At 39.4% G+C, this 24,304-nt stretch carries 20 protein-coding genes; 9 read left to right on the top strand and 11 right to left on the bottom strand.

Features of this window, described 5'->3' with window-relative positions:
- The first annotated feature begins 321 nt into the window (after window positions 1–321).
- The 5 genes from typA to rluF all read left to right on the top strand — a co-directional run bounded on the left by typA (window position 322) and on the right by rluF (window position 5,798).
- Window positions 322–2,157 carry a ribosome-dependent GTPase TypA gene (gene typA, locus LW139_RS19415; protein ID WP_166539122.1) on the top strand — a complete coding sequence of 612 codons (1,836 nt, stop codon included), beginning with the start codon at window positions 322–324 and terminating at the stop codon, window positions 2,155–2,157.
- A 491-nt stretch (window positions 2,158–2,648) separates the two neighbouring features.
- A complete protein-coding gene (yihX, locus tag LW139_RS19410) occupies window positions 2,649–3,266 on the top strand; it encodes a glucose-1-phosphatase (RefSeq protein ID WP_109408963.1) in 618 nt (205 codons plus the stop codon).
- A gap of 67 nt (window positions 3,267–3,333) precedes the next feature.
- Window positions 3,334–3,771, top strand: coding sequence for a D-aminoacyl-tRNA deacylase (dtd, locus tag LW139_RS19405; protein ID WP_072068830.1), 438 nt, complete (start codon window positions 3,334–3,336; stop codon window positions 3,769–3,771).
- Window positions 3,772–3,807: 36 nt separating this feature from the next.
- Complete coding sequence (fabY, locus tag LW139_RS19400) at window positions 3,808–4,722, top strand: fatty acid biosynthesis protein FabY (protein WP_247850402.1); 915 nt, start codon at window positions 3,808–3,810, stop codon at window positions 4,720–4,722.
- A 194-nt stretch (window positions 4,723–4,916) separates the two neighbouring features.
- Window positions 4,917–5,798: a 23S rRNA pseudouridine(2604) synthase RluF gene (gene rluF, locus LW139_RS19395; RefSeq protein ID WP_166539120.1), complete on the top strand. Its 882-nt coding sequence runs from the start codon at window positions 4,917–4,919 to the stop codon at window positions 5,796–5,798.
- An 81-nt stretch (window positions 5,799–5,879) separates the two neighbouring features.
- On the opposite strand, the gene LW139_RS19390 is transcribed toward rluF, so the two are convergent.
- The 3 genes from LW139_RS19390 to LW139_RS19380 all read right to left on the bottom strand — a co-directional run bounded on the left by LW139_RS19390 (window position 5,880) and on the right by LW139_RS19380 (window position 9,476).
- Window positions 5,880–6,119 (bottom strand): hypothetical protein, encoded by a 240-nt coding sequence (locus tag LW139_RS19390; protein ID WP_072068827.1) that lies wholly within the window; start codon window positions 6,117–6,119, stop codon window positions 5,880–5,882.
- Between the two features lie 87 nt (window positions 6,120–6,206).
- Window positions 6,207–7,883: an AsmA family protein gene (locus tag LW139_RS19385; protein ID WP_247850401.1), complete on the bottom strand. Its 1,677-nt coding sequence runs from the start codon at window positions 7,881–7,883 to the stop codon at window positions 6,207–6,209.
- 201 nt (window positions 7,884–8,084) lie between these two features.
- Window positions 8,085–9,476: a uracil-xanthine permease family protein gene (locus LW139_RS19380; protein WP_247850400.1), complete on the bottom strand. Its 1,392-nt coding sequence runs from the start codon at window positions 9,474–9,476 to the stop codon at window positions 8,085–8,087.
- Window positions 9,477–9,717: 241 nt separating this feature from the next.
- Between LW139_RS19380 and gltS the strand changes: the two genes are divergently transcribed.
- Complete coding sequence (gene gltS, locus LW139_RS19375; protein ID WP_166539117.1) at window positions 9,718–10,932, top strand: sodium/glutamate symporter; 1,215 nt, start codon at window positions 9,718–9,720, stop codon at window positions 10,930–10,932.
- A 148-nt stretch (window positions 10,933–11,080) separates the two neighbouring features.
- On the opposite strand, the gene recG is transcribed toward gltS, so the two are convergent.
- The 6 genes from recG to LW139_RS19345 all read right to left on the bottom strand — a co-directional run bounded on the left by recG (window position 11,081) and on the right by LW139_RS19345 (window position 17,930).
- Window positions 11,081–13,168: an ATP-dependent DNA helicase RecG gene (gene recG, locus LW139_RS19370; protein WP_227336151.1), complete on the bottom strand. Its 2,088-nt coding sequence runs from the start codon at window positions 13,166–13,168 to the stop codon at window positions 11,081–11,083.
- Between the two features lie 4 nt (window positions 13,169–13,172).
- Window positions 13,173–13,895 carry a tRNA (guanosine(18)-2'-O)-methyltransferase TrmH gene (gene trmH, locus LW139_RS19365; protein WP_109408958.1) on the bottom strand — a complete coding sequence of 241 codons (723 nt, stop codon included), beginning with the start codon at window positions 13,893–13,895 and terminating at the stop codon, window positions 13,173–13,175.
- A 2-nt stretch (window positions 13,896–13,897) separates the two neighbouring features.
- Window positions 13,898–16,024, bottom strand: coding sequence for a bifunctional GTP diphosphokinase/guanosine-3',5'-bis pyrophosphate 3'-pyrophosphohydrolase (gene spoT, locus LW139_RS19360; protein WP_166539115.1), 2,127 nt, complete (start codon window positions 16,022–16,024; stop codon window positions 13,898–13,900).
- Between the two features lie 29 nt (window positions 16,025–16,053).
- The gene (rpoZ, locus tag LW139_RS19355; protein WP_006534607.1) at window positions 16,054–16,329 is read right to left on the bottom strand and encodes a DNA-directed RNA polymerase subunit omega; all 276 of its coding nucleotides are present in this window, start codon (window positions 16,327–16,329) and stop codon (window positions 16,054–16,056) included.
- A gap of 54 nt (window positions 16,330–16,383) precedes the next feature.
- Entirely contained in the window at window positions 16,384–17,007 is a 624-nt protein-coding gene (gene gmk, locus LW139_RS19350; protein WP_006534608.1) for a guanylate kinase, read from the bottom strand.
- Between the two features lie 305 nt (window positions 17,008–17,312).
- Window positions 17,313–17,930 (bottom strand): trimeric intracellular cation channel family protein, encoded by a 618-nt coding sequence (locus LW139_RS19345; protein WP_072068818.1) that lies wholly within the window; start codon window positions 17,928–17,930, stop codon window positions 17,313–17,315.
- Between the two features lie 136 nt (window positions 17,931–18,066).
- On the opposite strand from LW139_RS19345, the gene LW139_RS19340 reads away from it, so the two are divergent.
- Entirely contained in the window at window positions 18,067–19,353 is a 1,287-nt protein-coding gene (locus LW139_RS19340) for a DUF3748 domain-containing protein (protein WP_247850399.1), read from the top strand.
- A 483-nt stretch (window positions 19,354–19,836) separates the two neighbouring features.
- Complete coding sequence (locus LW139_RS19335) at window positions 19,837–20,262, top strand: hypothetical protein (RefSeq protein WP_109408955.1); 426 nt, start codon at window positions 19,837–19,839, stop codon at window positions 20,260–20,262.
- A 116-nt stretch (window positions 20,263–20,378) separates the two neighbouring features.
- Here LW139_RS19335 and glyS read toward each other — a convergent pair whose 3' ends face one another.
- Together glyS and glyQ are read right to left on the bottom strand one after the other, a co-directional pair.
- The gene (gene glyS, locus LW139_RS19330) at window positions 20,379–22,451 is read right to left on the bottom strand and encodes a glycine--tRNA ligase subunit beta (protein WP_166539112.1); all 2,073 of its coding nucleotides are present in this window, start codon (window positions 22,449–22,451) and stop codon (window positions 20,379–20,381) included.
- Window positions 22,452–22,460: 9 nt separating this feature from the next.
- Window positions 22,461–23,366: a glycine--tRNA ligase subunit alpha gene (gene glyQ, locus LW139_RS19325; protein ID WP_004246832.1), complete on the bottom strand. Its 906-nt coding sequence runs from the start codon at window positions 23,364–23,366 to the stop codon at window positions 22,461–22,463.
- Between the two features lie 238 nt (window positions 23,367–23,604).
- On the opposite strand from glyQ, the gene LW139_RS19320 reads away from it, so the two are divergent.
- Window positions 23,605–24,189, top strand: coding sequence for a DNA-3-methyladenine glycosylase I (locus LW139_RS19320; RefSeq protein WP_227336148.1), 585 nt, complete (start codon window positions 23,605–23,607; stop codon window positions 24,187–24,189).
- The last annotated feature ends 115 nt before the right edge of the window (window positions 24,190–24,304 follow it).

The raw sequence follows: 24,304 nt of genomic DNA, 5'->3' as shown, positions 1-24,304 counted from the left end.
GCCTTACACATTTTTCGGTGAATTTTTTGCTCACCTAAATTCTATTGCGAAAAGCATGCCAACTTATCTAAAAAGGGATATATACTGTATTGATGAAGTTTAGTGTAGAATATCTCCTGTGATTTTTTAATTATTGCACAAAGTTGGTGCAAGTTAAGCCTAATTAGTTGCACTATTTTGGTGCAAACGAACGGATGCTACTAAATTCTGAGGCGTGAAAAGGATCACAATTCAATTAATTGCATATTGTTAAGCAATCATTATTGTGATCTTGTTTAGTCTCTCGTCTAAAGCGTGTACAATACTGCGCTTATTTCTACAATGCCTGAGGCAAATTTTGTGATCGAAAACTTGCGTAATATCGCCATCATCGCCCACGTTGACCATGGTAAAACAACTATCGTCGATAAATTACTACAGCAATCTGGTACGTTCGGTGAACGTGAAACCGTTGCTGAGCGCGTGATGGACTCAAATGATCTCGAAAGAGAGCGCGGAATTACTATTCTTGCGAAAAATACAGCGATTAAATGGAATGACTATCGTATCAATATCGTAGATACCCCAGGACACGCCGACTTCGGTGGTGAGGTAGAACGCGTTATGTCTATGGTAGACAGCGTTCTATTGCTGGTTGACGCGATGGATGGCCCAATGCCACAAACTCGTTTTGTGACACAAAAAGCATTTGCTAACAACTTAAAACCTATTGTTGTTATCAATAAAGTTGACCGCCCTGGTGCGCGTCCAGACTGGGTTGTTGATCAGGTATTTGACCTGTTCGTAAACTTAGGTGCAACTGACGAACAACTTGATTTCCCAATTATCTATGCATCTGCATTAAATGGTATTGCGGGAACAGATTACAATGACATGGCTGAAGATATGACTCCGTTATATGAAGCTATTGTCAAATATGTAGAGCCACCAAAAGTGGATCTGGAAGGCACATTCCAGATGCAAATTTCTCAGTTGGACTACAACAACTACATGGGTGTTATCGGTATCGGTCGTATTAAGCGTGGTAAGGTTAAACCTAACCAACAAGTGACTATCATCGATAGCGAAGGTAATACCCGTAACGGTAAAGTCGGTAAAGTTTTAGGCCATTTAGGCTTAGAGCGTATCGAAGTTGATGTTGCTGAAGCTGGCGATATCATCGCAATCACTGGTTTAGGTGAACTGAATATCTCTGATACGATTTGTGAAGTTGGTGCTGTTGAAGCGCTACCTGCATTAGCCGTTGATGAACCAACTGTTAGCATGTATTTCTGTGTTAATACTTCACCATTCTGTGGTCGTGAAGGTAAATTCGTGACTTCTCGTCAGATTTTAGATCGTCTGAAAAAAGAGTTAGTCCATAACGTTGCATTACGTGTAGAAGAAACTGAAGATCCAGATGCATTCCGTGTATCAGGTCGTGGTGAGCTTCACCTGTCAGTTCTGATTGAAAATATGCGTCGTGAAGGTTACGAATTAGGTGTATCTCGTCCTAAAGTTATCTTCCGTGACATTGACGGCCGTAAACAAGAGCCTTTCGAACAAGTTACTATCGACATTGAAGAACAGCACCAAGGTGATGTGATGCAAGCGATGGGTGAGCGTAAAGGCGAAATGCGCGATATGCAACCAGATGGTAAAGGACGTGTACGTTTAGACTACATTATCCCTAGCCGTGGTCTGATTGGTTTCCGTACTGAATTTATGACCATGACATCAGGTACTGGTTTACTGTATGCAACATTCAGTCATTATGATGATGTTCGCCCAGGTGAAATCGGTCGCCGTAATAACGGTGTTATGATCTCTAATGGCCAAGGTAAAGCTGTTGCTTACGCACTGTATAGCTTACAAGACCGCGGTAAATTATTTGTTACTCATGGTGCAGAAGTTTATGAAGGCCAAGTAATTGGTATTCATACTCGCTCTAATGACTTAACAGTAAACTGTTTAACAGGTAAAAAGCTAACTAACATGCGTGCTTCTGGTACCGATGAGGCGACAACGCTGACTCCACACCTGAAACAAACATTAGAACAAGCATTAGAATTTATTGATGACGATGAGTTAGTTGAAGTAACTCCGCAGTCTATCCGTCTGCGTAAGCGTTATCTGTCAGAAAATGATCGTCGTCGTGCTTACCGTAGCAAAGACTAATTCATTATTCTGATAACATAATTCTTAGGGCGCGTTAGCGCCCTGAGTTTATACTCGTCATACTTTAAGTTACAGGGGTGTTGATTACACTCAACTAGTCGAGTTACATAGTTTATCTATGTTCCCCGCCTATCTGTAATTCAAATTATTTAGAGTATAGGTACTATCAGTACTATAAGACGAATGCGGTGGTTTATTTACCATCGCATAAGTTTTTCTTCCTCAAGTTAAATTTACAACTTAAGTGTTGTTTATCACTCAAAATACAACTTATAAGTTGTTTTCTGGTATCAATATCAAAAATCATCATCCACCCTATTATGCATTATAGATAATGATGCTTTTAGTCTCATTTTTCGTCTCTCCCTATTCTGGTTTTATGTTTTACAAAAAAATTAAGTGTGATTATTGTACTTTTTTAGCGTTTAAGCCTGTTCAGTAAAGCGATTTATGATTAAAGTAAAATGAGTTTTCTATTATGGAGAGGATTTATGCTTTATATCTTTGATATGGGTAATGTGATTATTGATATCGATTTTAACCGGGTATTCGCAGTATGGAGTAAACTCAGTGGTGTTCCATTAGCGAACATAAAAAAGAACTTCACCACAGGAGAGATCTTTAAATTACACGAACGCGGCAATATTACAGACATCGAATTTGCAGAAGAAATCAGTTCAGAATTAGGCATGAATTTAAGCTTTGAACAGTTTGCTGAAGGATGGCAGGCTATTTTTATCGCAGTTCGCCCCGAAGTCATTGATATAATGAATAAATTAAGAGAGCAAGGACATCGGGTTGTGGTATTATCAAATACTAATCGCTTACACCAAGATTATTGGCCAGAACACTATCCTGAAATTGCAGCTTCCGCAGATTTTCTCTATCTATCTCAAGATATTGGAATGAGAAAGCCTGATCCTGAAATCTATAAATATGTTTTACAGTCTGAAGATATTGAAGCACAAGATGCCGTTTTCTTTGATGATGTAAAAGCCAACGTTGATGCTGCCATTGCTGTGGGAATAAAAGGTGTGCATGTCATTGATAAACAAACCATCATTGACTATTTTAAAGATTATGATTTTTCTCTCCCGGTAGAAGAATAATGCTATTGTAAGGATAACAATATATTGAATTTGTTATCCTTTTTTATTGATTCATTTTGGAGAGAGTATGATCGCGTTAATTCAACGAGTGACACAGGCAAACGTGGATATTGCCGGTGAAACAGTGGGCGCTATTAATCAAGGCTTATTGGTTTTATTAGGTGTAGAGAAAGACGACAACGAACAGAAAGCCAAAAGATTATGTGAAAAAGTGTGCGGTTATCGCATCTTTAGTGATGAAAACGACAAAATGAACCTAAATGTGCAACAAGCTGGTGGCAGTTTATTAGTTGTCTCTCAATTCACTCTTGCCGCAGAAACACAAAAAGGAATGCGCCCAGGATTTTCAAACGGCGCGCCGCCAGAATTAGCGAAAAATCTCTATCACTACTTTATTGAACAGTGCCAGCTACAAGGCTTAGAAACGCAAACAGGCCAATTTGCCGCAGATATGCAAATCACACTGACTAATGATGGCCCTGTTACCTTCTGGTTGCAGGTATAACGTCAAACATGTAGTGATGTAAAAAGGAGCTCAGATATGTACCATTTACGAACCCCAAAAACAGAGGCCGAATTTGAGGCTTATTATGCTTTTCGTTGGGAAATGCTTCGTAAACCTCTACATCAACCTGAAGGCTCTGAAAAAGACGGGTATGATACCTTTGCTCATCACCAAATGGTTGTTGATGAAACAGGGCAACCCGTTGCAATTGGGCGACTTTATATTAATGCGGATAACGAAGGGGCTATCCGCTTTATGGCGGTACACACTGATGCGCAAGGTAAAGGCTTAGGTACTCTTGTTGCCATGGCGCTAGAGTCATTAGCTCGCCAAGAAGGTATAAAACGGATCGTGTGCAGTGCAAGAGAAGAGTCTGTAAGCTTCTTTGAAAAATTGGGTTATGAAAATTGTGGCCTAGTTACAGGTCCGCAAACAACACCCATAAAGCATTTCTTTATGAAAAAAAGTATTGAGTCCTTAGATGATATTCTTCATCGGCCTGATTGGTGTGCTGAATTACAAAAACAGTGGCATCAACATATCCCATTAAGTGAAAAAATGGGATTACGCATCACTCAATATACGGGAACTCGTTTTTATACCACTATCCCAGAAGCGGGAAATCAAAATCCCCATCACACCATTTTTGCTGGTAGCCAATTTTCACTTGCCACCTTAACAGGTTGGGGATTGATTTGGTTATTAATGCAAGAGCATAAATTACAAGGTGATATTGTGCTGGTGGATGCCCATATTCGTTATCGTAAACCTGTTTCTGGGCGTCCTGCTGCCGTTGCTGATATGGAAAATTTAAGTGGTGATTTAGGACGATTAGCAAAGGGGAGTAAGGCACGTATTAAGTTAGATGTCGATATTTGCGGTGATGAAGGAGTTGGTGCTGTTTTTAGTGGTACTTATATTGTTTTACCTGCACAAAACAAGCAATGTTAGGTGGTTAAAGTTAATTAATTGAATTTAATGATTTTTTATCTTTTTTGCGTTAAAGAGTGTGGATAATTAATTTATACTTTAATGCTTATCTTATTAGGTGAGCCACAAAATTCCATCCTTTAGGGCGAGGAGAATGGCAAAGTGTTTCTATCGCGATCCAATTGATGTATATTTCGCAGTTTACGGAGGGAAGCATGGACACCAATTTATCTACTCGTCTTAATAAATATATCAGTGAAAGCGGGATCTGCTCACGTCGTGAGGCTGACCGTTATATTGAGCAAGGACTTGTCCTTATTAATGGCAAACGCGCTGGTATCGGCGATCAAGTATTTGCTGGCGATGAAGTCAAAGTTAATGGTCGATTGATTGAAGCACAAGATAATTCTGAGCTGGTGCTGATTGCGCTGAATAAACCTGTGGGTATTGTCAGTACCACAGATGATGGCGAAAAAGATAATATTGTTGATTATGTTAACCACAGTACCCGTATTTTTCCAATTGGCCGTTTAGATAAAGATTCACAGGGATTGATTTTCCTGACTAACCACGGTGATTTAGTCAATAAAATCTTACGTGCAGGTAACGATCACGAAAAAGAGTACCTTGTGACAGTGAATAAACCGATCACCGATGAGTTTATTCATGGAATGAGTGCAGGCGTTCCTATCATGGGACAAAAAACCAAGAAATGTAAGGTGAAGAAAGAAGCACCAATGGTGTTTCGTATTACCTTAGTTCAAGGGCTAAATCGCCAAATTCGCCGTATGTGTGAATATTTTGGTTATGAGGTCACTAAGCTTGAGCGTATTCGTATTATGAATGTGAGCTTATCGGGATTGCCTGTTGGTGAATGGCGTGACCTGACCGATGATGAACTGATTACCTTATTTGAAGCGATTGAAAAATCAACGTCTGAAGCACCACCAAAAGCAAAACAAAGTAAACCTAAAAAACAAATCAGTAGTAATGCAAAAACCTTGGGTATTCATATTCCTCAAACAAAAACCAAAGAAACGGAAAATAACTCTCGTAAGCGCTTTGTTCAACCGGGTCGAAAAAAGAAAAAACGCTAATTTCATCTCTGTAGATGCGATAAAAACAAAAAAACACCTGAAAGGGTGTTTTTTGTTTGTTCTATTTAGGCATCAATAAAATTAGTCTAAATTCAACTCATCTAATTTATTTTGGCGACGTTCAAGCACAATCGCTGCAAGTTCGGCATCCATAACCCGTTCAATTAAGGCGTCATAGTCTTCTTTAGAGAGGCAATAGAACAACGGAGTTTTGTTGTCATCACACACAAGCAGTGTGCTGTTATCTTCAAGTGCAGTTAAAGGAGATTGTTGAAACGTGTTTAAAGATATTTTTTCAGGGGAAAAATCTTCGTCAGACATGAAAACTCCACAATAAAGAAAAGGGCAATAGCGCATTGTAACGCTTTTTATTAAGGGAGCAATCCGTGCTCCTGCGAAAGATCAATATTATAGATGATTAATTATTTCACCATTTTGTATTTCTGAATTGAGTATTTGTTGCTCACCTTTACTTCCAGTCAACGTACCATTGAGTGTTGATATCACTGGGCTCGCACGTAAATTACCTTTCAATTTTAGTGTGAATTGGCCTATTTCATCAGAGTAGGTTGTTTTTAAACCTAATGTATAAGGCGTTGATAAAGGCACATTGAGCCCATTAGCAATGAGTGAGAACTGACGTTGTTGGTTAGATTGCACTAAACCTGCTGAGCCTCGCACAATACCATCACCAATAAAGGCCGAATATTGCTCAACAATTGCATTATCTTGTTGAGTGACAAGGTGTAGATCTGGTCGACGTAATTCAATTCTATTTAATGTCCCACTATCTGCATTTAATATAGCTGAACCCTGCCATAATCCCCATTCACCTTCTTTTGCAATAATTAAATTTTGCAGTTTTCCTGTTAACCCTGTGAATTGGAAAGGAAACTCTGGTGTAATATCAATTAAAATTGATTGGTTTATGGATAACTGTTCGATAGTAATATTTTGAATATCACTGCTGTTATCAATAGGTTTAGCTAAAAAAGTGAGCCAATTTTCAGGGAGTGTGTATAAAAGGCCTGAAAGTGTCGCTTCATGAATAGAGATAGTTTTCGAGTCTTTATTCCAATCACCTGCAAGTTTAATTAAGCCTTTCTCATAGCGTAGGCTGAGGTTATCTAGATTGAGCTGATTGTTTTGCTGATTCAGTTTTGCGATAAGATCAGTGAAATGTTCATCTTGAAAAACAACGTCATTTGCGTTGAGTTCACCCATTGTGAATGTGAGGTTTTTATCCCAATCAAATTGAGAAAATTGACCATCAAAACCACTTACTGCCCACTGTTTTCCTTCAGCCGTAAAATCAATAATATTAAGCGCTCTTATGCTAATGTGTGGGTATTTAGAGATTGATTGTATTAAATCACTGAAGGTTTGAGAGGATTGCCAACGTAGGCCATTCATATAAACTTCATCAAACTTCCATTGATTATCTTGATATTGACCACTTAATGAGAGTGAGCCATTAAGTAAACGCGTTCCTAGTTTTTCTATTTGAATATTATTTGGTTGATATTGACCAGAAATAATGAAGTTACTGAATTCATTATTATTTATTGCGCCATTAGCAATGGAAAATTGAAAATGGCCAGCTCCAATAAAATCTTCCGATGTAGGTGCCCAAGGTGTAATTCCCCCCGTCACTTTGTTTGCTTCGAAAGTAAAATCCGTATTGGTACTGTTTAAAATCATATTTTTAAATTGCAGAATATCAGCGCTTAACGGTATTGATGGAGCCTTATTGGTAAATTCAATATTGCCATTTTCTAATGTAATCTTTTGCAGGTGAGAAGGAGCAGTAAAAAATTGCCAATTAAATCGAATTTGTGCTGATTTTGCGAAGACAGTTGTTTTGTCTTGTTTAGGGTTAACAGAGAGATCATGAACAATAACTTGTTCGGGCTGCATGAGGTCATGTTCAATACCTGAGAAGCGAATATCGTAATCAGTATATTGTGTTAGCCATTCACTTGTCTTTTGCGCTCCCCACTGAGTCTGAATAAAAGCGTAAATTATAATAATAAATAAAATAACGATAAGTATCAGAGATACCATACTTTTCATCAGCCAGCGCATTGCCCTTCTCCTGTTTTATACTCCATCAAAACATTATACAGTTATGCCTGAAAACTAAGCGATGCTCAAGTATTCATCGGGTAAATCTACGTTATTTCACCTGTTTATTAATGTAAGCGATATAAATAAGATAAAAATAAAACGCCATTTCTCAGTGAGAAAAATGGCGTTTATGTTTTTCCGCTGTTCCGTTTTTAGGGTTTATTTTTCTGGAGGGAAAATTAGATTTAAAATAATTGCAGTTAATCCACCAGCAGCAATACCTGATGATAGCAATGTTTTTAGCCAATCAGGAGCAAACTGCAATATTTGAGGCTGTTGGGAAACCCCTAATCCTACGGCTAGTGAAATCGCCAGGATCATAATTGCTCGGCGATTTAGCGCTTCTTTAGAAACAATACGTACACCTGATGCCGCTATGGTGCCGAACATAACAAGCGTAGCACCACCTAATACAGGCTCAGGAATTTGTTGTACAAATTCTGCAACGAAAGGAAATAAACCCAAAACAACCAACATGGCCGCCACAACATAACCCACATAACGACTGGCAACACCCGTTAATTGAATAACACCGTTATTTTGACCAAAACAGGAGTTTGGAAAGGTATTGAAAAATGCTGATACCATGGAGTTAATCCCATTAGCTAAGACCCCCCCTTTAATACGTTTCATATAAACAGGGCCACTAACCGGTTGTTCAGAGACATCGGACGTGGCTGTGATATCGCCAATGGTTTCCAGTGAGGTGATCATAAACACGAGCATTAAGGGAATAAGCAGATGCCAATCAAATGATAGCCCATAATAAAACGGTTCAGGGATCGTCATCATTGGCGTTTCTTGATGCTCTACTGGTGTTGGCAACATATCCAGAGCCCAAGCAAGAATATAACCCACAGCCATAGCTATGACTAAAGAGGCAACACGCAAATAAGGATTTTTTTGTCGATTCAGTAAAATAATAACAATGAGGACCGAGCCTGCTAATAATAAGTTCTGTGGCGAACCAAAAGTATTATTTTCAATAGCAGCATAGCCGCCACCAATAGAGGTTAATCCCACTTGAATTAATGAGAGACCAATAATCATCACGACCACACCAGATACTAAAGGCGTTATGATACGTCTTGCCAAATGAAGTACGCGTGAAAGAACGATTTCTGTTAATGAGGCGACCATTAATGTTCCAAAAAGGGCTGCCATCATTGTTGGGATATCAGCCCCCCCATTTTTCAGTGCTAATCCTCCCATAATTAAAGGAGCAACAAAGTTAAAGCTAGTTCCTTGAATCGATAATAATCCTGAACCAATTGGTCCCCATGCACGAATTTGTATTAAAGAGGCAATTCCTGATGCAAATAAAGACATGCTGATAATGCGTTGGGTATCGTGTGCAGGTAATCCTAAGGCTTGGCAAATGAGGATCGCAGGTGTGATAACTGCGACAAACATGGCTAAAAGATGTTGGCAAGCGGCAAAAAGCGTTTGAGCTAATGGCGGTTTTTCTTCTAAAGCAAAAAGAAGCTCGCTATTTTTTTTAACTGAAACATCACTATCTTTAGGCAATTTTTGATTTTCTGAAGTAACCATGGTGTGAATTTCTTATTCGACAAAAACGGTATTTTAATGATCTACGCCACAAAAGCAATCGTTTGCGTGAAAATGATGTTATCAAAATGCATAAGAGGCGCTCACATTTTTATATGTTTTAACTTGTGTTTGTCGCCATTTTTTTTTCTAATCGGGGATACCTGCTTTTGGCGTTGTTTATGGATGAACTTAGCGTCGTAGTATTTTTATATAAAATTAACAAATAAGACGGGGTACATAAATGTATCATCTTGATGTTTATGGCACGCTGGTTGCGGCCACTTTGGTTCTCTTGATCGGACGTAAGTTAGTGAAATCTGTTCCTTTTTTAGAACGGTATACGATCCCAGAACCTGTTGCAGGTGGGCTACTTGTTGCAGTTCTTTTATTAGTATTTAAATCTTTTATGGATTGGGAAGTGAGTTTTGATCTCTCACTTAAAGATCCATTAATGCTAGCCTTCTTTGCAACAATCGGTTTAAACGCGAACCTCGCGAGCTTAAAAGCGGGAGGAAAAGCACTTTTTATTTTCATCTTTGTTGTTGTTGGGTTGTTGCTAGTGCAAAACACAGTCGGTATTGCATTGGCGAAAATGTTAGGCCTTGATCCTTTGATGGGATTACTTGCAGGCTCGATTACATTATCGGGTGGTCATGGTACAGGGGCTGCTTGGGGTAAAACGTTCGTTGAAAGTTATGGCTTCATGAGTGCGTCTGAAGTCGCAATGGCGTGTGCAACCTTTGGTTTGGTTTTAGGTGGATTGATTGGTGGCCCAGTTGCACGTTACTTAATCAAGAATATTCCAACACCAGGACTTGGCGCTGATGATCATGAAATGCCAACGGCGTTTGAGAAACCCACTACAGGTAGAATGATTACTTCAATGGTATTGTTAGAAACTATTGCGATGATCTCTATCTGTTTAATGGCGGGTACATTCCTTTCTCAATTATTAGAAGGCACGGCATTCTCACTACCAACCTTTGTGTGCGTTCTATTTATTGGTGTTATTTTAAGTAATAGCCTTTCAATGCTTGGGTTCTACCGTGTTTTTGATAGAGCTGTGTCAGTTTTAGGTAACGTGAGTTTATCGTTATTTTTAGCGATGGCATTAATGAGTCTAAAATTATGGGAACTGGCTTCACTGGCGATCCCAATGCTGGTTATTCTTGGTGTTCAGGCGGGTGTTATGGCGTTGTACGCTATTTTTGTGACATTCCGTGTGATGGGTAAAAACTACGATGCGGCGATTTTAGCGGCAGGTCACTGTGGTTTTGGTTTAGGGGCAACACCAACAGCGATTGCTAATATGCAAGCCGTTACAGATCGTTTTGGACCGTCTCATCTTGCGTTCTTAGTCGTACCAATGGTAGGGGCATTCTTTATTGATATTGTGAATGCGATAGTGATCAAACTGTATCTACTGCTACCATTCTTTACACCGATAGCGGGATAGTTTTACCGTTATAACTTGAGAAATATCTCTGTATTAAATTGCACCCCAATGTTGTTTTTCAGCATTGGGGTGTTTTTTTATGGTGTTCTATTTCAATACTATGCTAAATCGCGTTTAACGGCATGCTAAGGCGATGCAAAGAGTGATCTTACGCTTGGCTATATTGAGTCTTAGCGGGTAGCCAGCGTTCGATTAAGGCTTGAGAATGCTTAGGGTAATGTTGATGTAAGTAACGAGCAATACGTTGTACTTCAGGGATCAGTCCTTGGTCGCGTAATAAATCAGCCACTTTAAATTGCGCATTACCTGTTTGCTTAGTACCTAAAAGCTCACCAGGGCCACGAATTTCGAGATCTTTTTGGGCAATCACAAAGCCATCATTGCTATCTCTTAATACTTGTAATCGCAAACGTGCTGTTTGAGTGAGTGGTGTTTTATATAACAAGACACAATGGGAGGCGATTGCGCCTCGACCTACACGTCCACGTAGTTGGTGTAACTGTGCAAGGCCTAGTCGTTCTGGGTTATCAATAATCATCAAACTGGCATTAGGCACATCAACGCCGACTTCGATAACGGTTGTTGCGACCAGAAGATGTAATTCATTTTCTTTAAAAGCCGCCATAACAGCTTGTTTTTCAGTAGGTTTCATTCGACCGTGTACAAGCCCGACTTTAATTTCAGGAAGTGCGAGTGTAAGTTCATCATAAATGACTTGGGCTGCTTGTGCTTCAAGTACGTCGGAATCTTCAATTAATGTACAGACCCAATAAGCTTGGCGGTTCTCTTCTGTACAGGCGAGCCTAATACGCTCAATAATATCATTACGACGAGTATCAGGGATGGCAACTGTGGTTACTGGTGTCCGTCCAGGAGGTAATTCGTCGATGATAGAGGTATCCATATCGGCGTAAGCAGTCATTGCGAGTGTTCGCGGAATTGGTGTTGCTGTCATCACCAATTGATGAGGATGAAAGCCTTGCTCTTCACCTTTTTTCCATAAGGCAAGGCGTTGATGCACACCAAAACGGTGTTGTTCATCAATAATCACTAAGGCTAGAGAGTGAAATTTAACTTGTTCTTGGAAAATCGCATGTGTTCCAATAATAATAGAAACTTCACCATTCGCAATGGCGTTTTGCTGTGCCTCGCGAGCTTTCCCTTTCTGCTTTCCAGCCAACCAACCCACTTGAATACCAAAAGGCTCAAACCATTTTCTAAACGTCAATGCATGTTGTTCTGCTAATAATTCTGTTGGGGCCATTAACGCTACTTGCTTACCATTTGCAATAGCGCGTAATGCACTTAATGCTGCAACTAGTGTTTTACCTGAACCGACATCTCCTTGGATAAGTCGCATCATCGGGTAGTTTTTTTCTAAATCATTTTCAATTTCATTGACGACACGTTGCTGAGCATTTGTGGGGGTAAAAGGTAGCATTGCGAGAAACTGCTGACGTAATGTTGATGTATCTGGCATAAACAGCGGCTCTGCACGATAAGATTGCGCACCAGCTCTGGCATTCAGCATACCTAAATTATGAGCCAACAATTCTTCAAGGATAAGTCTTTTTTGTGCAGGGTGTTGCCCTTTTTCAAGCTCTGCAAAGGCAATATCAGGAGGCGGATTATGTAAAGTGCGCAATGCGGTGGCTAATGGGGGTAAACCATGAATAAATTGATCGGGCAATAATTCATTAATAGCACAGGTATCAAGCAATTCTAATGCTTGCTCTATTAATTTACGTAATGATGTTTGGCGTAAGCCTTCTGTAGTTGAATAGATGGGAGTGAGTGTTTCTTGCAGTTTAACTTCAGAGCCTGCAACTTTGATTTTATATTCAGGATGAATAATTTCAGGGCCCCGACTTCCTCGCTTAACTTCACCATAGGCGGTGACTTGTTTACCTTGAGCAAGGTTGTTTTTCATTGCTGCCGTAAAGTTAAAAAAGCGAAGCGTTAAAATACCTGAGCCATCAGAAATTTGGCAGGTCATCATTTTACGCCGACCAAAACTGACTTCGGTTCTTAATACTTCACCTGAAACAGTAGCAGGGATACCGGGAAGAAGATCGCTAATAGCATAGAGGTGCGTTTGATCTTCATAACGCAAAGGAAGGTGGAGTAACAAATCCTCAATAGTCACAAGCCCTATTTTTGCCAGCTTGTCTGCCTGACTTGCACCTACGCCGTGAAGAGTGGTTAAGGGGATTGCATCAAGCAGTTTTCCTTTCATGGGATTAATACTCCGTCTTTTTTAATTTCCTAAGTTGCTTTTGTGTCATTTGCATTTCTGCCCACCATGAATCAGGTGCTTCAATTTCACCATGATCATTAATGTATGGGCGAGGCAGGCCTTTTCGACGAGAAACTTCTGCCAATACTGGGTATCCACCTTCAAATAGCAGAATTTGTTGTTCTTCTTCTGTTAAGGTGCTCTCTGTTCGATTATACATACCCGCAGCCTGACGCTGGCGTTGTGCTTCATATAAAATTAAAGCACTGGCAACCGAAACATTCAGTGATTGTACCATCCCCATCATAGGAACAATGATATCTTGATCGGCAAGCGCTATCGCATCTTGTGAGATACCTGTTTTTTCCTGTCCCATAATAATACAAGTTGGGCGAGTGTAATCAATCTCGCGAAAATCGACGGCTTTATCTGAGAGATGTGTCGCAAGAACTTGCATACCTTGAGTACGAAAAACACCTACTGCATCAGTGATTGTGGGGTGTGTTTCTACATTGACCCAACTGTTACTTCCTGCTGCTGGTGATACGAGCATTCGCATTTTTTCTTCAGGCCAAATAGCATGAATTTTAGGAATACCCACGGCATCAGCTGTTCTTATAACAGCCGCCACATTATGGGATTTATGCACTTCTTCAAGGCAAACCGTCAGGTCAGGTTGCCGCATCGCCATCATTTGACAGATGCGGGCATATCGAATTGAATTCATGACTAGTTTTTATTACGGCTAACGCGCAGAACATCTGGCATGATACGAAGTTTACGCATGATATTGGCTAATTGAATTCTGTCTTTCGCAGTTAAGCGAATAAAAGCACAATACACACGACCATCTTTCTCTTCTGTATTCATACTTTGAATACTTGAGTTTGCATCGTTAATAGCTGCGGTTAAGTTTGCTAATGCACCTTGGTGGTTAATCATATCGACTTTAATTTCAGTAATGAAATCACTGTTGATCTCTTTATCCCACTCGACAGGCATGAATTTTTCAGGTTCTTTTTGGTAACCACGAATATTACGACAAGATTCATGGTGAATAACTAAGCCTTTACCTGGACTAATATGTGCCACGATAGGATCACCCGGAATAGGGCGACAACATTTAGCAAAGGAGATTAATACGCCATCGGCACCTTTAATTGGTAGTTTAGGTGTTTCATCATTAGTTGTATTTGTTTGTGCGTTATTATCTTGATTTTGAATATCAATTAATAAATTACGCGCTACAACAACACTCATGGTGTTACCCAAACCAATCTCAGCCATTAGGTCATCAATGGAATGGAGCTTCATTCGCTTCAATTCACGCTCAATATTCTCGGCTGAAATATCAGCGAGCTTATGCTCACCTAAAGCGTGGTTCAATAAACGGCGACCTAAATTAATAGAGTCTTCGCGTTTTAGATTTTTCAGAAGTTGGCGAATTTTAGAGCGAGCTCTTGAGCTGACGACAAAGTTTAGCCAAGCTGCGTTTGGTCGAGCACCTGGAGCAGTAATAATTTCAACGGTTTGTCCTGTGCGTAGCGATTGTGAAAGAGGATAAGGTTGTCTATCAACTCTTGCGCCCACACACGCATGACCAATATCAGTATGTACAGCATAAGCAAAATCGACAGGAGTCGCACCCGTTGGTAATTCAACAATGCGACCTTCTGGCGTGAAAACGTAGATTTCATCAGGAAAGAGGTCTGATTTTACGTTTTCGATAAATTCGAATGAGCTACCCGCGCTTTGTTGCAATTCAAGTAGACTTTGCATCCAGCGTTGAGCTCTTACTTGTGCAGTTGTGCCCGGTTGTTCACCTTGCTCTTTATAAGCCCAATGTGCGGCAACCCCCATTTCAGCCATTTGATCCATATCTTCAGTACGAATTTGCACTTCAACTGGCACCCCATGAGGACCAATAAGTGAGGTATGAAGAGACTGATAGCCATTGGCTTTAGGGATGGCAATATAGTCTTTAACTCGACCGGGACGCGGTTTATAAAGACTGTGCATTTGACCTAAAACGCGATAACAGGTATCAACTTCTTTCACGATAACGCGAAAGGCGTAGATATCCATAATCGAGTGAAAACGTTGCTCTTTTAGCAACATTTTTCGATAAATAGAGTAAAGATGTTTTTCGCGACCGTTAACTTTGCATTCGATATGCGCTTCTGTCAGGCGACCTTCAATTTCAGAGAGGATTTTATTAATCATCTCTTTGCGGTTACCTCGAGCAGCCTTAACGACTTCTTTTATAACACGGTAACGATTAGGATGTAGTGCCTCGAAACCCAGCTCTTCAAGCTCTGTTTTGATATGATGTATACCTAAACGGTGGGCCAAAGGGCTATAGATTTCGAGTGTTTCGCGAGCAATACGGCGACGTTTATCTGGGCGCAATGAACCCAGTGTGCGCATATTGTGAGTTCGGTCTGCCAGTTTGATTAAAATGACGCGGATATCTTTCACCATCGCCATAATCATTTTACGGAAGTTTTCAGCCTGAGCCTCTTTTTTGTCCCTAAACTTTAATTTGTCCAGTTTAGAAACACCTTCAACAAGATCGGCCACCGTACTACCAAATAGGTTTTCGATATCTTGGAAGGTTGCAGGCGTATCTTCGATAACATCATGCAACAACGCCGCCATAAGCGTTTGGTGGTCTAATCGCATATCTGCGAGAATACACGCAACCGCAACAGGGTGAGTAATATAAGGCTCACCACTTGAACGAGTTTGTCCCTCGTGGGCATTTCGGGCGACGATAAAGGCTTTTTTAAGTTGTTCAACTTGCTCCGATGGCAAGTATTTTTGAACGATTTGATTCAGGCTTTCAAACAGGTACAAGGCAGACCTACCCCTATTTTATAAAACGATTAACGACGACCTTCCGCAATCGCTGAAACAGCTTGTAATTCTGCTGCTTCTTGCTCTTGCTGCTCTTGACGTTCACGAGCATCAAGAATTTTACCGTTAATCAGGCCTTCTTCGATTTCACGTAGCGCGACAACAGTCATTTTATCATTTTCTTCTGGAACTAAAGGATCTTTAGCGCCAACTTGTAACTGACGCGCACGACGTGCTGCGACCAGAACGAGGTCAAAACGGTTACCAATTTTCTCTACAGCGTCTTGAACGGTTACGCGTGCCATATTTGTGTTACTCCACCATTAACGAAATGACTGGGCATAATACTGAAAGTTAACTCAGTCTGCCAATAATTTGCTGATTAAATCACCATGTCGTAGCGTTTGACGATCAAGGCGTAATTTTTCTGAACGAATAATTGATTGTAAATCAGCAAGCGCAGTATTGAAATCATCATTAATCAGCAAATAATCATACTCATTAAAATGTTCCATTTCCGATACAGCTTGCGACATACGTTTTGTAATCACTTCTTCGCTATCTTGCCCACGTCCACGAAGTCGGCGGTAAAGCTCTTCTTTTGACGGCGGCAGAATAAAAATACTGCGAGCTTCTGGCATCGCTTTACGCACTTGTTGTGCGCCTTGCCAGTCGATATCTAAAAAGACATCCACACCACTGGCTAAGATTTCTTTGATAACTTTGCCGGATGTGCCGTAATAGTTACCAAAAACACAAGCATGTTCGAGGAAATCCCCGCTGTCTATCATGCTTTTGAATTCTTCTTCAGTGACAAAGAAGTAATGTTCACCATGGCTTTCTCCCGGTCGCATAGGACGAGTGGTATGGGAGACAGAAACCTGCGTGTCATATAAAGGCTGTGTTTTTAACAGCGCTTGAATAAGACTTGATTTACCCGCACCGCTTGGAGCGGAAACAATATAAAGAGTTCCTTGGATCATGATGACTTTCTGAATTTGACTGGAGAATTAAGTATAAATACATGTTTAGGGAGCAAATCCCCCATATAGTATACACATACAATGAATGACATACAGTGCCCATGTTTAATACAGGGCTATTTTTTTCTTATTGGGTTCTCTTTTTTAATTGGGAAAATAAGAGAAAAATTAAACTATGCCAATATTAACATACAATTAAAGGTTCAGTGATAGGAATTACCTTTTATCACAATAGTGAAAAGAGATTATATTTTGAGATACCCCACAGAATCAAAAATAACCGCTGTTGTTAAAACAGCGATTCGTTAATCTTGATTCTCGTAATTAAAGACTGGTAGGCCCAATTTATAACGAATAGCGAGAAGTCGAGCCGTTAACCCAGCAACAAGGGTAATGATGATAATAACGTCTCTTGGTAATGGTGTATAAAACAGTAATCCCATATAAAGCCACGCAGCACCAAAAGCGATACCGGCATAAATTTCTTTTTGGAAAACCAAAGGAATGGTATTACAGAGCATATCCCTTAATACACCACCAAAAGCCCCTGTAATCACCGCGGCAATAGCAGCAATAATTGGGCCATATTCCATATCGAGTGCGATTTGTGCGCCGATAATAGAGAAAACCATTAGGCCGATGGCGTCTAGGATAAGAAAGAGTCGCTGTAGATGTTTCATCATGGGAGCAACCCACATGGTGATAACAGCAGCACATGCAACAGTGACGATATATTCAGGATGTTTTACCCAACCCAGTGGGTAATGGCCGAGTAGAATGTCTCTGACAGAGCCACCACCAATGGCAGTTGCAGAGGCGATAATAATGACGCCAAAAACATCCATTTTACGACGGCCAGCAGCAAGCGCACCCGTCATGGCTTCTGCAGTAATACCAATAATATAGAGAACACTAAGTAACATGATTTTCTAATTTTCTGACTATTTAGTGAGGATAGAGTAATTACCTTGCGAAAAAGTCTCGACTGAATTTTTTTAGTGCCAGGTAAAATTAATTAGTTTTTATAATGTGGAAATTTATTTCCCGATAAGGATAAATATGTCTTTTCAGGAACACCAGATTACGTTTGATAGCCGTCATCATCAGTTAACCAATATAAATGTTTGGACACCAGATAGCCAGTGGTTAGTCTATGATGTACGTCCCAATGGGGGATCTTTTACGGGTCTAACCATAGAAAAAATTCATGCGAAAACAAAACAGCAACAGATAATTTACACTGCTACACAAGGGGCACATGTTGGTGTGGCTACAGTATGTCCAACTGAGCCTGTGCGTTATGCTTTTATTCATGGGCCTGAAAACCCAGATGATGAATGGCATTATGATTTTCATCATCGTCGCGGAGTGATTGTTGATGAGTTAGAAAATAATCGAGCATTTAATATCGACGCTTGCTCGTTGACATCACCTTATCAAGCCGGTGCTTTACGTGGCGGAACGCATGTTCATGTCTTTAGTCCTGACGGCACGCGTTTAAGCTTTACATATAACGATCATATTATGCATGAACTGGGTGGCGAATATGATCAACGTAATGTGGCGGTTGCTGTGCCACTAAAGGCGGTAAATGTCGTTAAAAAACATCATCGTGAATATGATGGTGAATATTTTTGCACTGTAATAAGCCAAACTGTTGCTCATCCACAAAAGGGAAGTGACGAAATTAATAAAGCTTATGAAGAGTGTTGGGTTGGTACTCAGGGTTATACAAAGGTTGATGGTTCACAACAACGTTGGGCTATTGCATTTATCGGCGATACTGTGAGTGAAAATGGCGATAAAGTTTCTGATATTTTCTTAGTGGATTTACCTGATGATAATCAGGCTTTCAGTATTGAAGGTGATAAACCACTGGCAGGAACTGATACAACAATGCCAGCGGTGGCTAAAGGTATTCATCAAGTTCGCCTAACAAATACAGCTAATAGAAAATATGCAGGTATTTTAAATCAGCCTCGTCACTGGTTAAGAAGTTCCCCAAAAGGTGATGCGATTGCTTTCTTGATGAAAGATGATAACGGCATTGTGCAGTTATATACGGTATCGCCAAGTACGAAAGAGATAAAACAAGTCACCTCGCAGGATTGGGATATTCAGTCAGCCTTTACATGGAATAGTAACGGACAATATCTCACTTTTATTTGCGATAACAGCGTGATGCTATGTAATGTGAAAACGGGTGAACTAACACGTTTAACAGAAAAAACAGCACAGGCACCAAGTAGTGATGCTGTCGTGTTCTCTCCGAATGACCAATATATTGCATTTATGCGTGATGTTGATGGTTATCGCCAGATATTTACAGTAGAGACTAGGCTGTAGTTTTTAATGTAAAAGGTATCAAGATAATATTGATACCTTTTTTCTAAATCTAATTAAAATTAATTATATTTGAATACATAAACTTTTAATTAATTTAACTAATTTTATTTTTTTATTTTTAGATTATAATTTTGGCTTTTAACTTTATAGATAGAAATATTAAATGGAAATAAACTTATGCTGGTGGAATATTGGCATATCACCACCAATAAAGAAAACTAAAAAAGAAAATAATGAAACAATTAAATTAGCTAAAGACTATATAATATAGGTACTTATTATTATAAGTCTGCACCCTCTAATCGATGGCATGTTTTTGATCAAATAATATTTTCTTCCTCATTTTTATACGGGGCAGATGATTGTTTTAAATTAGATGTTGATAAGCTTGATTTTCATAAAGTTTTAAAGATGATAACGAGTGTTTGGATAAAGTTTTTTTTGAAAAATTTGATCACTATCCAATATTTTGTGGGATTTTACATGAACGATGAAAATGAAATTTTTAATAGAATAAAAGCCTCTTTGGATAGAGCTTCTTCAGTTCTAGATATAAAGAATAAAATAGAAGAAGAAATATATAAAATAGTAAAAAAGCTAGAAGATTTTACTCATAATAAAATCGAAATTTTAATAAAAACAAACCGCTTTGAAGATATGGATTTTCAAAGTGGTAATAGTTTGGTTTGTATAAGTAAAACAAAATTAAATTTTAATTACGGATTCATATTATTTGGCTATAACATTGATGATGTAAGTGGGTTCCCTGTTGAAATAGAAACCGAACAAGAAGTATTCAATGCAAGTGATTTCAAAGAATTGTCTAATATTATTGCAAATATTATAGATAAAGCATCTATTAAAATAATGGAATTGGCATATAAAAATATAGAAGAATTGCCTTTTTAATTCATATTGAATTAGCGATAAAAACAATATATATCCCCAGTTTAGCTAGGGGGATATATACAAAAAAACCAGCATTGCTTTCACAATGCCGGTTTATGTTTTCTAAGGTTTACAACTTATTGTAAAACAGAAATATCCGCGACTTTTAAGAACAGTTCACGTAATTGGCTTAACATAGTTAAACGGTTGATACGAACTGCTTCGTCTTCATCCATTACCATGACTTTATCAAAGAAGTTATTGACCACATCACGTAATGAAGCCAGTTCAACTAAGGCTTCTTGGTATTTGCGCTCTGCAAATAAAGGCGCCAACTTATCTTGTAATACAGAAAGATTCGCTGCTAATTGAACTTCTTCTGGTGCTTTTAAGACGGAAGCTAAAACAGTGTCATTCAGTTTTACGTTAGCAGATTTTGCTAAGATATTAGAAACACGTTTATTAGCTTCTGCTAACGCAGAGGCTTCGTCTAATGTACGGAAATAAGTTACCGCTTTAACGCGAGCATTGAAGTCAGCAGGTTGTGTTGGGCGGCGTGCTAATACTGCTTGAATAGTATCAATGCTGTAACCCAATTCTTGATACCAAGAACGGAAACGACCCAACATAAATTCAACGACATCACTGACGACATTTTTATTCGTCAGTTTATCACCGTAAAGGCGAACGGCTTCTTGCGTTAATTCTTCAATATCTAACGGTAAATCTTGCTCAACGATAATACGTAAAACACCCAATGATGCACGACGTAGAGCAAATGGATCTTTATCCCCTTTCGGATGTTGACCAATACCGAAAATACCTGCAAGGGTATCCATTTTCTCTGCAATAGCGAGGGCGCTAGCAACAGGATTAGACGGTAATTCATCACCTGCGAAACGAGGCTGATATTGTTCTTTCAATGCAACCGCAACTTCTTCGGCTTCACCATCATGACGTGCATAATGCATACCCATAACACCTTGGGTATCTGTGAATTCGAATACCATATTGGTCATTAAGTCACATTTTGACAGTAAACCTGCACGGGTTGCTTTATTAACATCAGCCCCCATTTTGCCTGCAATAAAGCCAGCTAATGCTTGAATACGGTCTGTTTTATCACGCAGTGTGCCTAAATCTTTCTGGAATAATACGGTTTCAAGGCGTGGTAAGTTATCTTCTAAACGTTGTTTACGGTCAGTTTTGAAGAAGAACTCAGCATCAGCTAAACGAGGACGCACTACTTTTTCGTTACCGCTAATGATCTGTTGTGGATCAGAAGATTCAATATTAGTGACAAAAATAAAGTTAGGTAATAATTTGCCTTGCTTGTCATAAACAGGGAAGTATTTTTGGTCACCTTTCATGGTATAAACCAGTGCTTCAGCAGGAACTTCAAGGAATTTTTCCTCAAATTTTGCTGTTAGCACAACCGGCCATTCAACCAATGAAGTGACTTCTTCCACTAAGCTATCGCTTAAATCTGCGATACCGCCAAGTTTTTCAGCGGCAAGACGAGCATCATGAAGAATAATTGATTTACGCGTTTCGTAATCAGCGATAACTTTTCCGCGTTCATAAAGAATTTCAGGATACTGATCTGCATTATCAATAGTGAACTCAGCTTCACCCATAAAGCGGTGACCACGAATAACGCGATCGCTTTGGATACCTAAAATTTCACCATCAATAACAGTATCACCTAATAATAAAGTGACAGTATGAACAGGACGTACAAAGTGAGTTTCTTTATCGCCCCAGCGCATTAATTTTGGAATTGGTAATTTTGATAATGCAGTGCTTACCATGCCAATCAGTAATTGGTTAACAGCTTCACCTTTTACTTCTGCACGATAAAATAACCATTCACCTTTATCTGTTGATAAGCGTTCTGCTTGGTCAACCGTAATGCCATTACCTCTTGCCCAACCTTCAGCCGCTTTTGTTGGTTTACCATCAGCATCAAATGCTTGAGCAATCGCAGGACCACGTTTTTCAATGGTTCTATCTGCTTGTGATTTTGCCATATTGGCCACTTTAATGGCTAAACGGCGAGGAGCTGCAAACCAAGATACATCACCATGAGTGATATTGGCGTTATCCAGCTCAGCAGTAAAATTAGCAGCAAAAGATTCGGCTAAAGAACGAAGCGCTTTCGGCGGTAATTCTTCCGTGCCGATTTCCACGAGGAAAGTCTCAGTTGTCATGATAGCCTCTTACTTTTTACACATAGGGAAACCAAGCGCTTCACGAGAAGCATAATATGCTTCAGCAACCGCTTTGGTTAAAGTACGGATACGTAAAATATAACGTTGACGTTCTGTCACTGAAATTGCTTTACGTGCATCCAATAGATTAAAGGTGTGTCCTGCTTTTAAGATACGTTCATAGGCAGGTAAAGGCAGAGGTTTTTCTAACTCTAACAACTCGCGGGCTTCTTTTTCATACTGTTCAAAGCAAGAGAACAAGAAGTCTACATCAGCATATTCAAAGTTATAAGTTGATTGCTCAACTTCATTTTGATGATAGATATCACCATAGGTGGTTTTACCTAATGGGCCATCACACCAAACTAAGTCATAAACGCTATCAACACCTTGAATATACATGGCAAGACGTTCTAAGCCGTAAGTGATTTCACCTGTAACAGGTTTGCACTCTAATCCACCGACTTGTTGGAAGTAAGTAAATTGCGTGACTTCCATGCCGTTGAGCCAAACTTCCCAGCCTAAGCCCCAAGCACCCAGTGTTGGGTTTTCCCAGTTATCTTCTACAAAACGAATATCATGAATAGTTGGGTCTAAACCTAACTCTCTTAAAGAGCCAAGATACAGTTCTTGAATGTTATCCGGTGATGGCTTAATGATAACTTGGAATTGGTAATAGTGCTGTAAACGGTTAGGGTTTTCACCGTAGCGTCCGTCAGTAGGGCGACGTGAAGGTTGTACATAAGCCGCAGCAATAGGCTCTGGCCCTAATGCTCGTAAACAGGTCATTGGATGCGATGTGCCGGCACCCACTTCCATATCTAATGGTTGGACAATGGTACAGCCCTGGCGAGCCCAGTAATCCTGTAGTGTCAGGATAAGACCTTGAAAGGTTTTGGTATCAAACTTTTGCATGTTATATCCGCATGGCGATACATAGAATAAAAAGAAAGGTTTCAGTATACCTTCTAGACGAAAGATATACAGCAAGGAATGCGGGCAATTTTCCTCCGATCAAAAAAATAATCCCTTAATTGAGTTTATGGCTATGCTCAAAGAATTAGATTGAATTTTTTTTCACCTATTTACATGTATATTCATACAGTATATAAAATGGTGCTATTACAAGTTATTGCTAACAAGGAATGAGAAAATGAATAAACAGCGTTGCGATTGGGTAACCAGTGATCCTGAATATTTGGCATATCACGACGATGAATGGGGAAAACCTGAACGAGATAAATACAAACTTTTTGAAATGATTTGCCTCGAAGGCCAACAAGCCGGGCTATCTTGGTATACCGTACTCAAAAAAAGAGAAGGTTTTCGTCGCTGTTTTTTTAATTTCTCACCTGAAAAAATTGCCAAAATGACAGATAAGGATGTTGAAGCTTTATTGCAAGATCCTGCAATTATTCGTCATCAAGGAAAAATTAACGCCATTATTAATAACGCGCGTGTTTTTATGGCAATGGAAGAGCAAGGTGAAGATTTTAGTCAGTTTATTTGGCAATTTGTTGATAATAAACCAATTGTTAATCAGTGGGATAATATATCACAAGTACCTGCGTCCACTGAAATCTCAGATAAAATGGCAAAAACGTTAAAGAAAAAAGGTTTTAAATTTGTTGGTACAACAACTTGCTACGCTTTTATGCAAGCCGTTGGTATGGTGAATGACCATATTCTCTCTTGTTTTTGTCGCCAAGAAGAGAGTGAAAACACCAATAAAAAGTAAAATGTGGGTTGAGTTATCTTTAACTTAATAGGTTATTGGTTTTATATTTCAATATTTAAATCTGTATTAATATTCCTATTTTATCATTTCTATTATAACTATTGATGCAGATTAA

It is taken from the genome of Proteus vulgaris, assembly GCF_023100685.1.
In the GTDB taxonomy this organism is placed as follows: domain Bacteria; phylum Pseudomonadota; class Gammaproteobacteria; order Enterobacterales; family Enterobacteriaceae; genus Proteus.
The sequence above is the reverse complement of the archived record's forward strand: the minus strand, read 5'-3'. Positions and strand labels throughout refer to the sequence as shown.

What these genes read in the sequence shown, in the direction of transcription:
- dtd (WP_072068830.1), top strand. Translation starts at nt 3,334, where the DNA reads ATGATCGCGTTAATTCAACGAGTGACACAGGCAAACGTGGATATTGCC.
- typA (WP_166539122.1), top strand. Translation starts at nt 322, where the DNA reads ATGCCTGAGGCAAATTTTGTGATCGAAAACTTGCGTAATATCGCCATC.
- LW139_RS19340 (WP_247850399.1), top strand. Translation starts at nt 18,067, where the DNA reads ATGTCTTTTCAGGAACACCAGATTACGTTTGATAGCCGTCATCATCAG.
- recG (WP_227336151.1), bottom strand. Translation starts at nt 13,168, where the DNA reads ATGAAAGGAAAACTGCTTGATGCAATCCCCTTAACCACTCTTCACGGC.
- glyS (WP_166539112.1), bottom strand. Translation starts at nt 22,451, where the DNA reads ATGACAACTGAGACTTTCCTCGTGGAAATCGGCACGGAAGAATTACCG.
- LW139_RS19320 (WP_227336148.1), top strand. Translation starts at nt 23,605, where the DNA reads ATGAATAAACAGCGTTGCGATTGGGTAACCAGTGATCCTGAATATTTG.
- yihX (WP_109408963.1), top strand. Translation starts at nt 2,649, where the DNA reads ATGCTTTATATCTTTGATATGGGTAATGTGATTATTGATATCGATTTT.
- gmk (WP_006534608.1), bottom strand. Translation starts at nt 17,007, where the DNA reads ATGATCCAAGGAACTCTTTATATTGTTTCCGCTCCAAGCGGTGCGGGT.
- trmH (WP_109408958.1), bottom strand. Translation starts at nt 13,895, where the DNA reads ATGAATTCAATTCGATATGCCCGCATCTGTCAAATGATGGCGATGCGG.
- LW139_RS19345 (WP_072068818.1), bottom strand. Translation starts at nt 17,930, where the DNA reads ATGTTACTTAGTGTTCTCTATATTATTGGTATTACTGCAGAAGCCATG.
- rpoZ (WP_006534607.1), bottom strand. Translation starts at nt 16,329, where the DNA reads ATGGCACGCGTAACCGTTCAAGACGCTGTAGAGAAAATTGGTAACCGT.
- fabY (WP_247850402.1), top strand. Translation starts at nt 3,808, where the DNA reads ATGTACCATTTACGAACCCCAAAAACAGAGGCCGAATTTGAGGCTTAT.
- LW139_RS19385 (WP_247850401.1), bottom strand. Translation starts at nt 7,883, where the DNA reads ATGCGCTGGCTGATGAAAAGTATGGTATCTCTGATACTTATCGTTATT.
- gltS (WP_166539117.1), top strand. Translation starts at nt 9,718, where the DNA reads ATGTATCATCTTGATGTTTATGGCACGCTGGTTGCGGCCACTTTGGTT.
- rluF (WP_166539120.1), top strand. Translation starts at nt 4,917, where the DNA reads ATGGACACCAATTTATCTACTCGTCTTAATAAATATATCAGTGAAAGC.
- LW139_RS19335 (WP_109408955.1), top strand. Translation starts at nt 19,837, where the DNA reads ATGAACGATGAAAATGAAATTTTTAATAGAATAAAAGCCTCTTTGGAT.
- LW139_RS19380 (WP_247850400.1), bottom strand. Translation starts at nt 9,476, where the DNA reads ATGGTTACTTCAGAAAATCAAAAATTGCCTAAAGATAGTGATGTTTCA.
- glyQ (WP_004246832.1), bottom strand. Translation starts at nt 23,366, where the DNA reads ATGCAAAAGTTTGATACCAAAACCTTTCAAGGTCTTATCCTGACACTA.
- LW139_RS19390 (WP_072068827.1), bottom strand. Translation starts at nt 6,119, where the DNA reads ATGTCTGACGAAGATTTTTCCCCTGAAAAAATATCTTTAAACACGTTT.